Below are 13,376 nucleotides of genomic sequence, written 5' to 3' on the forward strand. Positions count from 1 at the left end.
CTCCTGGAGCTGCCCGGCCGGGGCGTCGGGTCAGCCGCGGGTGGCGTTGCGGCGGCGGAGCCGGAAGCCGAGGGCGACGAGCACGACGGCGACGACCGCCGTACCGATGGCGGCCCAGGCGGCGACGGTCGAGCCGTCGTCGTCCGCGGCGGTCTTCACCTGGACGTCGGAGGTCGCCGTGGCGGTCGCGGGACCGGAGGGAGCGGGGGGAGCGGGGACGGTGGCCCCGGAGGTGGTCGGGTCGGCGGCGCCGGTGCCGGTGGGAGCGCCGGTGCCGGTGGGAGCGCCGGTGGGGGCGGGCGCGGGAACCGTCGGGCCGGTCGTGGTAGCGGAGGTGACGACCGGGGACGGGACGACGGTGGGCCCGACCACCGGCCCCCCGGTGGGCATCGAGCCCGCCGGGTCGGTGATGGCGGCGGCGGCCACGTCGAGCTCGCGCTCGCCGTGACCGAGGTCGGGGAAGGCGCAGTCGACGGTGATCTTCCAGTGACCGGACGGCAGGATCTCACGGGTGGTGTAGCTGCCGGGGTGGCCCGGGACCGCGACCAGGCGCCAGGGCCCCACCGTGCGCCCGTCGGAGGAGGTGGCGGCGAGCGAGCCGGCGAACCCCTCGACGACCGGGTCGCGGTCGTTCTCGAAGCTGGCGACGGTGGTGACGTGCCCGTTGTCCGCCCCGGTGATCTCCAGGTGGACGGTGTCGCCGTGGGCGGAGGCGGGGACGGCGGCGGGTGCGAGAACGGCGGCCCCGGCAACGGCGAGGGCAGCGGCGACGGAACGGATGCGCATGGGCGGTGCTTCCTCGTGCGGTGAGTGGGATGGCCGGGTGCGGCCGCCGTGAGTTCACGGCGGCCGCACCCGGCCGGCGGTCCTGCCTGCGGCCGCCGACCCTACCTGGGGCCGGCGGACCTGTCCGGGGTCAGGAGGCCTTCTGCAGGGACCAGTTCTGGTAGGCCTGACCGTTCGGCTGCTGGAGCTCCAGCAGCCGGCCGCCGTAGTACCAGCGGTTGCTGGTGCCGAGGACCAGCGAGGTGCCCTGGGCGGTGAGGGTGACGCCGCCGTTGGAGGAGTTCACCCGCCACTTCTGCGCGTCCGCGTCGGAGCACGGCTGCTGGGCGACGTACTGGCCGGCCACCGCGTTACCGCCCAGCTGGAGGCACTTGTCGGAGCGCACGGACTTGATCCGCACGGTGCCGGAGCCGGCGTCCTCGAAGGTCCACTTCTGGTTGGCGTAACCGGTGCGCTGGTAGGAGATCACCGGGGTGCCGTCGTTGAGCGAGCTGCCCCACAGGTCGACGGCCTGGCCGGTGAACCCGTTCACCATGGTGTAGCGGGTCCCGGGCTGCGGCTTGCCGGAGTCGGCAGTGGTCTTGAAGGTGACGGTGCGGCCCGGCTTCGAGACCTTGCCGGCGGCGTCACGGTAGGCGATGGCCACGCTGTACTGGGTACCCGGGGCGAGCCGGACCAGGCCGACCACGGTGGCGTGGACGGTGCCCAGGGACTGGCCGTTCAGCAGGACGTCGTAGCCGCTGGCGCCGTTGGTGGCCGGCCAGCTCAGCATGACCGAGCTCTGGGTGACCTGGCTGACCGTCACGTCGGGACCGGTGGAGCCGGTGGTGGAGGTGGCGGTCGGGGACGGCGTGGCGGTCGGGGAGGAGGTCCCGGTGGCCGTCGCCGTCGGGGACGGCGTGGCGGTCGGGGAGGAGGTCCCGGTGGCCGTCGCCGTCGGGGACGGCGTGGGCGTCCTGGTGGGCGTGGTGGTCGCGGTGGGCGACGGGGTGGCGGTCTTCGTCGGGGTCGGGGTCGGGTTCGGGCCGGTGCCGCCGCCCGCGATCAGGAAGCGGTTGTTGGCGACGTTCCAGTGCGTGGTCAGGTAGCTGCCGGGAGCCGGGTTGGTGTTGTAGTAGTCGTCGTGGCGGCAGTCGAGCCGGTCGTCATGCTTGTTGTCCGGGCAGACGGTCTTCATCTTCGGGTAGTTCGGGGCGTCCGAGTAGCACATCAGGTCCCACTCGTCGACGCAGTGACCGGCCTTGCTGGAGTTCGGAGCGCTGTCGTTGACGGCGCCGAGGTTGTGGCCGAGTTCGTGCGCGGCGGTGGCGCCGTCCCAGCAACCCGAGTCGCTACGACCGTACGAGGGACCGAAGTTGCTCCGGTTGTCCTGGCCGGGACGCTCGTCACCGTCGAAGGTGCCGATGCCGCAGTACACCTGGGCGTCGGTGAACATCATGTACTTGCGGTCCTTGCGGTTGAACCCCTGCTTGGCGAGCGCGTTGTTCTGCGAGTTGAAGTCCTTGATCTCGGCGCTGGAGATCTGGACGTTCAGCACCGCGGCGGTGCAGTCGGACTCGGTGACGAAGCGGACGTGCCGCTCGCCGCCGGTCTCCTGGGCGCTGGCGTTGTAGATGACGTCGACGTCCGCGGCCCACTTCTTGAACGAGGCCAGGTACTGGGCGAAACGGTCGTTGCCCGGGGCGTGGACGTACACCACCTGGACGCGGTTGCCGCTGGAGCCGTCGCCGTCGCAGACGAGGGTCGAGCCGCTGGCGGCCGTGCCGCCGGCGGGGGTGGTCTGCTGCGGGGTGGCGGCCGCGTCGCCGAGCAGGGCCTTGCTTCCGGCGTCCAGGACGGGCGAGCCGCCGGTCGCCAGGTCGGCGGCGGCCGGCGGCTGGGCGCCGGCCGGCGGAGTCAGCGCGGCCGGCTGCGCGGCGGTCGCGGCCACCGGGGCGACGTCCTTGTGGATGTCGACGCCCTGCGGAGGCGCGTCGGGGCCGTGGCTGCACAGCGAACCATCGCTGACCTGGAGCTGTCCGGCGCAACGGTCGTCGGTGGGCAGGCTCAGACCGGCGTAGACGAGACCGCGCTCGGGCTGCTCCTTGGGTATCTCCTTGAGCGGCGTCGCCTTGTTGTCGCGCTTCGGGGCCGGTGGCTGGGTGCCGTTCTCGGCGGAACCGGTCTCCCCCTCGTCGTCGGTGACCAGGCCGACCATCTGGCCCGCCCCGAGGCCGTCGGCCGACGCCACGGCCGAGTTGCGGGAGGGTGCGTCCACCACGGTCTGGATTCCCAGTGCGCCCGCGACCAGGCCGGCCGCGACCGCGAGGCCGATCAGTGCCGTCCTGCGGGTCGAGCGCTTCTGCCTGCGACGGCGAAGCTCGCTGCTCCGGTGTCCCATCACGGTCCTTTCCTCGTGTGAGGGCCCGGGGTCCCCCTGTAGCGGGACGGGTCCAGGCCTTCCGACACACAAGAGATCCGGTGGGGCGGTCGGCAATAACAGAAACTTTCTTCGAAAGTCGCTGAATAGTTCGATCGGCGACCTGAGGGCGGTCGGCTCGATCAGACCGCATGCGGGGGGCGGGCCGGCAGGTGCGCCCGCCGGGATCCACATCATCCGCGCAGGTCACGTCACCCTGTCGAGGGCCCACCGGACGCCGGGAGCGCCGCGACGTGTTCGTTCCATCTCGCTTCTTGGGCAGTGTTGTTGACGTATTGTCTTGCAATATCTCACTTCCCATCACCTCCACACGACGGGCCTTGACGCGGGAAGTTCCTTCCGGCCACCATCCTCTACCGGCGAGTAGAGGAGTCACCGCGGAAGGCCCCGACGCCCGCTTCCACGGCATCGACCGCCGGCGGCGCCCCGTTGCGGGCCCGCCACGTTCGCGCCCCGCCGCCACGCCGCACGGCGGCCGTTCGAACACACACCCGTCGGGGCGCACAGAGGAGATGGAAGCGATGTCAGATTCGGTGCCCGACATGACCGCGGACGCCGAACTGGCACGTGTGATCCGGGCGGGGGACGAGCGGGACCCGACGGCGGCACTTGCCGACATGGCGCACCGCCACAGGGAGCCGGTGGTGGCCTACGCCGGACTGTTCTGCGGGGAGGACCGTACTGCGGAGGAACGCGCCGAGGCGCTCGCGGACGAGGCCTTCGCCCGGACCCTGGAAACCGTCCGCACCGGCGCCGGACCGACGGCGTGCTGGCGGCCGCACCTGCTGGCCGAGGTGCGGAGAGCCGCGGCCGGCTGGGCCGACACCGGACGCGGAGCGGGGCTGAGCGCCGGCTTCGCAGCCTGGCTCGACACACTGCCGCAGCCGGATCCCGCCGCCCCCTCGGCGCGCGCGGCGGTTGCCTCGGCGGAAGCGGAATCGTTCCTCCTGCGCGCGTTCCTCAGCCTGCCGGAGCATCGGCGGGCAGTGCTGTGGCACCGTCTCGGAGAGCCGACCGGCAACCCGCCGACGCCTCCACCGGGACCGGACGCACCGGCCCGGCGGGTCCTCTACGACGCGTTCCTGCAGGTGTACGCCGCGCGAGTCCCTCACCGGTCGTGCCGCCATCTGATCGCCGCCCTGGGGGAGTTCGTCCGGCACGGCATCACCGATGACACGGCGGACCTCGGTCGCCACCTCTCACGGTGCGACAGCTGTGGTCACGCCCGCGCGACACTGGCCGCCATCGACCTGTGGCAACGGCCGGTCCTGCTCCGGGGACTGCTGCTGTGGACGGGCGAACCGTCGGCGGCGGTCCTGCCGGTGGCGGTGACCGGCACCCGGCCGGCGCGGACGGCCGCACCACGGCCCGCTCCGCGCACCCGACCGTGGCCGCCGCACGCCGACGGCCGCCGCCTCGGCGGGCGACGCGCACTGGCGGCCTTCACCGCCGCGGGGACCTGCGCGGTGGCGGCGCTGCTCATCGCCGGCGCGGCCTTCACGACCACGACCCCGGCGGGAACACGTCCGTCGCCGGCCGCTGCACTCCCGTCCACCGGCTCCCCGGAGGCGACGCCCCAAACGGGTCCCCCGAGCACGGGAACGGTGACCGCCACAGGCTCGCCGTCGAGCACCCCCTCCCCCACTCCGTCGCCCACGGCGTCGACGGCACGGGCCTCGGCCGCCCCCTCCCACAGCAACGCGACCGCCTCGGCCACGGCCGCGCCCTCCCCCACCCCGTCGGCCCCGCCACCGACGGTGGTCGTGGCACCGCCCACCGCTCCCGTCGGCTTCCCCCTCCTCAACCGGAGCTCGGGGCTCTGCGTCGGCATCGCCGGCCGGAACGCCGACGGCCCGCTGGAGCTCCAGAAGTGCACCGACCAGGCGTCCCAGCGCTGGGAGCGCCTCGCCGCCGGTCAGGACGTCTACCAGCTCCGCAACGTGGAGACGGGAATGTGCCTGGACGGCACCACCACCGGCGGGAACACGGTCGCGGTGGTCCTCCGAAGCTGCCGATCCGGTGCACAACGCCCGCAGCAGCTCTGGCGGTTCGAACCGGACGCCAGAACCGGCGCCGTGCGGCTGTGGCTCGTCCCACCGGTCCCGTCGAGTGACTACGCCTCCCACCTGCTCGGCCCGTACAACTGGCCGGAGGCCGACCCGCCGCGCATCGGATCGCCCCTCGTCCAACTGCCCGACTACTACCACTCCGGCAGCTTCCTGTTCACCGTGGACTGACCGGTTCGCCTCTGCCGCGGGCTCCGTGCAGAGCGCGCGGCCCCGCACCGGTCCCGCAGATCCACGGGCCCACGGGCGGCCTCACCGCACACCACGTCCTGCCCCGTGCACCCCGCGATCCCCCGGTGCACCTTGATCCGACGCTCTCGGACCGGCCCGTTCGGCCGGGGACGTCGATCCTGCCGCGTCACCGCGGAAGCGCGGCGGATCCTGCCCGGCCGGCACGACGCCGTGCGCCGTGCCGGCGGGGAGGGTCCGGGGCGCCGGAACGACCACCGCCCTCCGTCCCGCTCAGGGCTGTCTGAACACCAGCGTTCCCCACTGGAATCCGGCCCCGATCGAGGACATGACGTAGGTGTCGCCGGGGCGGACGAGTCCCCGGTGGTAGGACTGGTGCAGGGCGGTGAACACCCCGGCCGAGCCGGTGTTGCCGAGCCGGTCGAGGGTGACCGGGGCGCGGTCGAGAGGGATCCCGAGCTTCTCCATGGCGGCCTTGATGATGTTCAGGTTCGCCTGGTGGAGGAAGAAGTGGGACACCTCGCGGGTCGGCACGCGCGCCGTGGCCGTGGCGTTGAGGATGCTGTCGGGCAGCCGGCGGGTCGCCGTGTCCCACACGGTGCGGCCGTTCATCCTCAGGTAGTGCTGCCGTGCCGCTACCGTCCGCAGGCTGGTCGGCAGCCGGGAGCCACCGGCCGGGATCTCCACGTCGTGGGAGAGCTCGGAGCCGAAGTCCCAGGCCAGGAGCCCGGTCCCGGCTTCGGTCCCACGGCGCAGCACCATGGCGCCCGCCGCGTCGCCGAAGAAGACGCGAGTGGTCCGCTCCTCGGGGTCGGTGACGCGGGAGGCCGCGTCGGCGGCGACCACGAGGACGGTGCGCGCGGCGTCGGACTGCATGAGGTGCGCGGCGAGCAGGACGGCCTGCAGACCGTTGGCGCATGCGGCGTGGGTGACGTCGAACGTGAGGGCCCGACCGGCCTCCAGCCGTTCCTTGACCATCAGGGCGGTCGAGGGAAGAGGCTGGTCCCAGGTGTAGGTGGCGACCACGACCGCGTCGATCTGCCGCGGTGCGACGCCTGCCGAGGCGAGCGCGCTCCGGGCCGCGTCCACGCACATGTCCGACACGGCGCGGTCCGGCGCGAGCCAGCGTCGTTCCCGGATCCCGGTGCGGCTGGTGATCCACTCGTCGGTGGTGTCGACCATGCGCGCCAGGTCGTGGTTGGTCACGACGGTCTCCGGCAGATGGACCCCGGTGCCCGCCACGAGGACCGGCTGGTGGAGGCTCATACCGGGCACCCCCGGGCGAGGCTGTCGGCGGCTGCTGTGATCAGCTCGGCGAAGTCGACGTAGAACCGGCCGGACGGGCAGTCGCCGCCGAGCAGGATGCGACGGGCGGCCTCGGCGGTCAGGGCGCCGCCCAGCGCCACCCCGGAGGCGAGCTGCGGCCAGCTGCTGAGGGTCGTTCCCAGCTGGGCGAACGAGGCGCGCAGTTCGGGGCTGATCCGCTCCGCGTCGACCATCGCCAGGATCAGGTCCACCCGTTCCTGCTGCGACAGGGACTTCAGGGCGGCCGAGGACACGTCGCCGATCACGCCGTGGAGAAGGGGGCGCCCGGGTTCGAGGTCGAAGCGCTCCACGTCGAGCATGCCCCGGTCGTTGCAGTCCATCACGACGGGGATCCGGAGCGCCCGGGCGCGCTCACGCGCCGCGATCTTCACGTAGGGGGTGTCGCACTCCTCGACCAGCAGGTCGAGGCCGGTGAGGAACGCGTCGAGGTTCTCCTCGGTGAGGCCGTCGGTGTGGATCTCGATGTCGAGGTACGGGTCGATCTCGAACATCTGCCGTGCGGTGATCACCGCCTTGTTGACGTCCAGGTCGTGGACGCCGGCGCGCAGGCGGTTGAGGTTGGAGAGGCTGAAGGCGTCGAAGTCCGCGAGCTTGAACCGGCTGCCGATGCCCTCCAGCGCGAGGGTGATCGCCGAGGCGTTGCCGACGGACAGTCCCACGACTCCGACGGTGTGGTCGAGGAGTCGACGCTGAGCCGGACGTTCGATCTTGCCGCGGTTGCGGTCGGTGCGCACGAGCCGGAACTCGTCGCGGGGCAGGACGTGGACCAGCCGACCCGACCACGGGTACCAGGCCCACCTGCCGTAGTCCCGCGGGGAGACCCCGGCGAGCTGGCCCACCCGCCTCGCGGCGATCCGCCCGGGGTCGCCGCGCAGGACCGGTTCGCGACTGCAGATCAGTTCGTCCAGCTGTGCCTCGATCGTGTCGTGCACCTCGCGGACCAGGCCGGAGTCGAGGAGCTCGTCCAGCACGTGACGGTCGTTCGGATCGGAGCGGTCGAACAGGACGGGCGTCCACGCCGGCCCGCCCGACCGCTCCGCGACACCCGCCTGCCGGTACGCCCCGGCGGGCGGGACCGCGGCGGAACCGCCCACGGACTCTCCGGCCGCGGCCAGGACGGGGAAGGAGTCCCGGAGGCGGGCCACCAGATCCGCGTACTCGCCGGCACCGCCGGCAACCCGGTGCACCATGATCACCACGTCTTCGGTGTACCTCCCCACGTAACGACGCGTCCCGGGCAGCGACCGGAAGGCGAAGCGCTCGTGGAAGGCGTCCTGGCCGTCCCTGGTGCCCGACGTCCCGATCATCAACTTCGCACCCAGTGCGTGGGCCGCGCCGATCGCCACCGCGTTCAGGTAGGCGCCCAGCCCCAGCTTCCTGGCGCGGTGCTCGACCACGAGCCGACTGTGCTCGAACGTTTCTGCACCGCTGACGCCCTCCGCACGTAACACCGCCTCGTACTCCTCGGCACCGAGGAACGCCCGGGACTGGAACATGTGCCCCGTGGCCGGAGTCGACAGACGGATGTAGCCCAACGGCGGCCCGCCCGGCTCCCGGCGCGCGATGAAGTGCCAGGCCCCCAGGTCCAGGTCCTGATCATCGGTGTAACCCCCGTCGGACGTACGGAACATCGGCCGCCTCCCGTGATCGAAGAGGACGCGGGCGCGGAGTTCGCGCACCATCCCCACGAGGGCGTCGCCGCTCCCGCTGTCCACGGGCACCGACACGGCGCTCACATGCCACTGCGAATTCAACGGTCCGTCACTCCTGTTCTGCCGACCCTACGATTGTCATGGACGGTACATTTCAGCGCCGCCGCCGCGGAGCTCCACCCGGAAGGCCTCACACGAAAGGGGTAAAGACTCTTCGACCGCCGGACAGCCCGCCGAACTCCTGCCACGACTTGCCCGACTCGCCCGACTCGCCCGCCCCGAAGTCGCGGGATCGCCAGAGCGCCCGCGCCACCCCTCCACCCCCGTGCGCCCGTCGACGCCGACCTCGCGACCACGCCGACCGCAGCCCCACCCGGAAAACGATCACGCATCCGACTCGTCACGGGCGCCGTGCGGGCGGATCCCCGGCACCGGGCCGCCGCCCCGGGAGGCCGCCGGTCCCGGCCCGCCCGGGCCGCACGTCCCGCACACCGGGACGGTCGACCCCTACGACACGGCGGCCGCGGCGGAGATGCTGGTGCGGCAAGGACACGGACGCCAGGACGGCGGCGAGGCCGTCCGACACCGCACGGAGGCAGCCATGGCAGGACCGCTCGTCACCCGGCACCGCACCCTGTTCCCGGAACTGATGGAGTGGCTGGGGTCCGGCATCCCCACCGCGCCCGCCCCCTGGACGGCCCGCAACGCCCACGCCATCCCGATCGAAGTGGCCGAGCAGGACGGCACCTACCTGGTGCGCGCCGAACTCCCCGGCATGGAACCGGACAAGGACATCACGATCACCCTCGCGGACGGGATCCTCGTCATCCGCGCGGAACACGCCGAGACCACCGAGGACAAGCACCACACCGAATTCCGCTACGGCACCCTCGAACGCGCCGTACGCCTGCCCGAACCCCTCCAGGAGGACGCGGTCACCGCCGAGTACCGCCACGGCATCCTGACCGTCCGCGTCCCGAAGGCCGCCAAGGCCCAGAAGAACGCGCGCACCATCCCCGTGCACCGCGCGGAGTAGACCGCCCGCCATCGACCCGGCCCCACCGGCCGGCGCCGGTCGGTGCGCAGGCCGGCGCTCCGCGGGACGGCCCGGACCCGTTCCGGCGCCGTCCCGCCGGCGCGGCATCCGCAGTCGGCGAATTCAGATTGTCATGAACCTGACTTTCAGTGTCCCGCCTCGGGCGCGGAAGTCCGGCACAGCCAGTCCGCCCCAGACAGAGGAGAGCACCGTCATGGTCGTCCGTATCACCGCCCTGGCCCTCGCGGCCGCCGGCGCGCTGGTCGCGCCCGCCGCGCCCGCCCACGCCGCCGTCAAGCCGGTATGCCTCGCGGCCGTGAACCACCCGTGCGCCTGGCAGCGCACGACGTCCGCCGGCGTCGCCGGAGGCGGCCTCATCGACGCCGACGACCCCGCCCGCCCCACCGTGCTGCGTGTCGAGGTCAGGATCCAGCGTGCGTGGGGAAGCCCCTGGGAGACGGTCGTGGCCGTCACCGAGGTGCAGAGCGGCTCGATCCGGCTCAGCACACCCGCCGTCACCACGCCGTACCGCACCATCACCTGTGCCACCGGCGGCCCTGCCGACGACCTCGCGTCACAGACCACCACCTGCACGTTCTGAGCCCGGACGGGTACCCGTGCCCGCCGCTCCCCCGGGCCGCGGCCTTCGGGCCGCGCCGGACCCCGGCTTCAGCGGCACGGCCTGCCACCCCACCGGCCGCAACGGGCGACTCCAGCCCCCGGGCCGGCTCGCCGAGGGGGCCGGTAACCGGCCGACACGGGGGCGCCTGTACCCGGAGCCGGGCTCCCGGTGCGCCGCCCGGGGACGGGTCCGCGCCCCGGGGGGCGCCGTCCCGGTCGGCACTTCGGGTTCCACCGGCACCGAAGGTCCCCGGGGCACCGGGACCGTCGCTCCCGAGATGGTGACCTACGGCCCACAGACCCGTCTCCTCGTGCGGCCGGAGGATCTCGGTGACGGCCCGACAGGGGCGCGACCGGGCCACGGTGCGATCGACGGAAGGCCGCCGACCCGGTCCGGGCGAACGAGAGTTCAGGAGTCAGAGATGGCCAAGGCGTACCTGGTCGGCAGCGGCATCGCCGCGCTGTCAGCAGCCGCGTTCCTCATCCGCGACGGCGGCTTCGCCGGCGGCGACATCCACCTGCTGGAGGAGCAGGAGGACGTCGGTGGCAGTCTGGACGCGGGCGGGACCCCCGAGGCGGGCTACACGATGCGGGGCGGGCGGATGTTCGAGAAGCAGTTCCGCTGCACCTACGACCTGCTGTCCGGCATCCCGTCGCTGGACGACCCGGCGAAGTCCGCGACCCAGGACATCTTCGACTCGCACGAGGAGTCCCCGTGGGACGACGCGGCCCGCCTGGTCACCGAGGGCGGCCGCATCGTCGCGGGACACTCGATGGGCTTCTCCGAGCGCCACCGGATGGAACTGGTCAGGTGTCTCGCCACCCCGGAGCGGATGCTCGACGGCAAGCGGATCACCGACTGCTTCGACGAGAGCTTCTTCCGCACCGACTTCTGGTACATGTGGTGCACCACCTTCGCCTTCGAACCCTGGCACAGTGCGATCGAGTTCCGCCGCTACCTGCGGCGCTTCGTGCACCTGTTCCCCGAGTTCGAGCGCATGTCCGGCATCTACCGCACCCGCTACAACCAGTACGACTCGATCGTGCGGCCGCTCACGGCGTGGCTGCTGGAGCAGGGCGTGCACGTCCGGACCGGGCACCGCGTGACGGACCTGTCCTTCCGGCCCGGCCCCGGCACCACCGTGGAGCGCATCCACCTCGCAGGCGCCCGTGCCGACGTGGCGGTCGATCCGGAGGACCTGGTGTTCGTCACCAACGGCTCGATGACCGCCGACTCCTCCCTCGGCTCGCACACCACCCCGCCGGCGGGCCCGCGCACCGACCGCAGCCCCTCCTCGTTCCTGCTGTGGCACCGCCTCGCCCGCGGCCGGTCGGACTTCGGCCGACCGGAGGTCTTCGACCGCAGTGTCGCCGACTCCACCTGGGAGTCCTTCACCGTCACGGCGAAGGACCCGGCCTTCCTCGACTGGATGGAGGGGTTCACCGGCCGTGCCACCGGCCGCGGTGGCCTGCTCACCCTGACCGACTCCCCGTGGCTGCTCACCGTCGTGGTCAACCGCCAGCCGGTCTACCAGCAGCAGCCCGACGGCGTGACGGTCTGGTGGGGCTACGGCCTCTTCCCCGACAAGCCCGGCACCTACGTGCGCAAGCCGATGCGCGAGTGCAGCGGCGAGGAGATCCTCCAGGAGGTCCTGCACCACCTGGCCGTCGACGAAGCCACGGCCGGGCTGGTCGAGGAGACGTCCACCGTCATCCCCTGTCTGATGCCCTACATCACCAGCCAGTTCCTGGTCCGCAGCCACGGCGACCGACCGCAGGTCGTCCCACCGGGCTCCACCAACCTCGCCTTCATCGGCCAGTACGCCGAGGTCCCCGACGACGTCGTCTTCACCGTCGAGTACTCCGTGCGCACCGCCTGGACCGCCGTCGCCCGGCTGCTGAAGCTCGACAAGCAGCCCCCGGCCGTCCACAAGGGGCACCACGACCCGCACGTGCTGGCCGAGGCCCTGCACACCATGCACCGCCGGTGACCGGGAAAGGGCCGGCGTACCCGCTCCGGCCCTGGAAGCCGAACACCTCCCCCGCGCTGCACGGTGAGATCGAGGCCCACCAGGGCGGTCCTGCCGGTCCGGGCGTTCCCGTACCGTTCGACCAGCCCGATCGCTTCGACGGCGGCGTCGGTCATCGCCCTGCCCTTCCGCCGGCGTCCGTCACGGACCGTCGTCCCTTCTGAGCTCTTCGACGCTCTTCGACGAGATCCGGCACGCGCTCGGCGGTGAACGCGAGGAAGTGCCGTGCGACGCCCACCAGCAGCGTCTCGGGCACGTCCTCATCACCCACCGGCTCGAAGCCCTCGCCCAGCTGAGTACGCGAGGCCGACCGGCGCCGTCCGCCCGGTCACGATCCCGGTGATCAGGCCGTCGGGCAGCACGTCGTGGGCGCGCCCTCGGCTTCCGCCTCAGGTGCAGGGTTCACCTCGGTGGCGCGTCCGGTCGTTCAGGCGGCGAAGTCGCAGGCCAGCCGGTGGTGCACACCGAGCAGGCGGAGCACGCGGGCCGGTTGGGCGGGGATGTGCTGCAGGCGCAGCTGCTTTCCCTCGGCGCGGGAGAGTCGGTCCAGACGCAGGAAGAGGTTCACCCCGGAGCTGTCACAGAACCGAAGGCCGCCGAGGTCGAGTGCCAGCACCCGGCCGGCGTCGTGGAGCGACCGGACCAGGCGCGGGGCGATCCGAGCGGCCGTGTCGAGGTCGAGTTCACCGCTGACGCACACGGTCGCCGTCGTCCCGGCGCTGGCTGCGGCAGAGCCGACCGGCTTGGAAAGGCCGACCGGCGTGGCGTGGGTGTCGGTGTCCTGGCGTGGGCTCACGGCGAGGGATCCCGTCGAGGAGGCTGTGCTCCCGGACGGAGCGGCAGCGGCGGATGGGGTGCGCGGACCAAGCCAACCGGACGCACCGACCCGGGCCGAGGGCCCTGTGGGCCCTCCCGCCCCAGCCACAAGGCCCCCGTCGGAACCGCGTGCGCTCGTGGATGCGCACGCTCCGGCGAGCCGCCCTCAGCCCCGGCCGCGCGGGCGACGTCGCCCGCGCCGCCCACGCCCTCGACCGATCACGGAATCGGAGGACTCGTCGAGAACACCTCATCGGGAGGCTCCTCTGCGAGGTGCCCCCGGAGGCGGACGGCGCCGGTAGCGGCCGTCGCCCCCGGTGAGGAGCCTCGGAGAGCGCGTGCGATCCCCGCCGCCCGTCCGCCCCCACGCGCGCGCCGGTGGTCCCGCCGGCCGGACGGTCCGGCAGACGGGACGTCGGCGGCCCCGGCGGGCCG

At 72.8% G+C, this 13,376-nt stretch carries 9 protein-coding genes; 4 read left to right on the plus strand and 5 right to left on the minus strand.

All coding sequences use genetic code 11. The features are described from left to right. Positions 1-30 precede the first annotated feature (30 nt). Together ACF9IK_RS09105 and ACF9IK_RS09110 are read right to left on the minus strand one after the other, a co-directional pair. Positions 31-786 (minus strand): hypothetical protein, encoded by a 756-nt coding sequence (locus tag ACF9IK_RS09105; protein WP_395293741.1) that lies wholly within the window; start codon positions 784-786, stop codon positions 31-33. Between the two features lie 130 nt (positions 787-916). Beyond that, entirely contained in the window at positions 917-3,166 is a 2,250-nt protein-coding gene (locus ACF9IK_RS09110) for an RICIN domain-containing protein (protein ID WP_395298517.1), read from the minus strand. Between the two features lie 560 nt (positions 3,167-3,726). Here ACF9IK_RS09110 and ACF9IK_RS09115 point away from each other — a divergent pair. Continuing rightward, a complete protein-coding gene (locus ACF9IK_RS09115; RefSeq protein WP_395293742.1) occupies positions 3,727-5,442 on the plus strand; it encodes an RICIN domain-containing protein in 1,716 nt (571 codons plus the stop codon). A 291-nt stretch (positions 5,443-5,733) separates the two neighbouring features. Here ACF9IK_RS09115 and ACF9IK_RS09120 read toward each other — a convergent pair whose 3' ends face one another. Further along, positions 5,734-6,726 carry a 3-oxoacyl-ACP synthase III family protein gene (locus ACF9IK_RS09120; RefSeq protein WP_395293743.1) on the minus strand — a complete coding sequence of 331 codons (993 nt, stop codon included), beginning with the start codon at positions 6,724-6,726 and terminating at the stop codon, positions 5,734-5,736. After that, positions 6,723-8,417, minus strand: coding sequence for a ThiF family adenylyltransferase (locus ACF9IK_RS09125; protein WP_395293744.1), 1,695 nt, complete (start codon positions 8,415-8,417; stop codon positions 6,723-6,725). Before ACF9IK_RS09125 ends, ACF9IK_RS09120 begins: the two co-directional genes overlap by 4 nt. Positions 8,418-9,039: 622 nt before the next feature. Between ACF9IK_RS09125 and ACF9IK_RS09130 the strand changes: the two genes are divergently transcribed. From ACF9IK_RS09130 to ACF9IK_RS09140, 3 genes are all read left to right on the plus strand, one after another. Beyond that, positions 9,040-9,474: an Hsp20/alpha crystallin family protein gene (locus tag ACF9IK_RS09130; RefSeq protein ID WP_395293745.1), complete on the plus strand. Its 435-nt coding sequence runs from the start codon at positions 9,040-9,042 to the stop codon at positions 9,472-9,474. 214 nt (positions 9,475-9,688) lie between these two features. Further along, a complete protein-coding gene (locus tag ACF9IK_RS09135; RefSeq protein WP_395293746.1) occupies positions 9,689-10,075 on the plus strand; it encodes a hypothetical protein in 387 nt (128 codons plus the stop codon). 298 nt (positions 10,076-10,373) lie between these two features. After that, positions 10,374-12,086 carry an oleate hydratase gene (locus ACF9IK_RS09140; protein ID WP_395293747.1) on the plus strand — a complete coding sequence of 571 codons (1,713 nt, stop codon included), beginning with the start codon at positions 10,374-10,376 and terminating at the stop codon, positions 12,084-12,086. Between the two features lie 466 nt (positions 12,087-12,552). Here ACF9IK_RS09140 and ACF9IK_RS09145 read toward each other — a convergent pair whose 3' ends face one another. Further along, on the minus strand, positions 12,553-12,921 hold the full coding sequence (locus ACF9IK_RS09145; RefSeq protein ID WP_395293748.1) for an STAS domain-containing protein: 369 nt from the start codon (positions 12,919-12,921) through the stop codon (positions 12,553-12,555). Positions 12,922-13,376: the final 455 nt, after the last annotated feature.

Origin of the sequence: Kitasatospora hibisci (assembly GCF_043950205.1) — a bacterium.
GTDB lineage: Bacteria > Actinomycetota > Actinomycetes > Streptomycetales > Streptomycetaceae > Kitasatospora > Kitasatospora hibisci.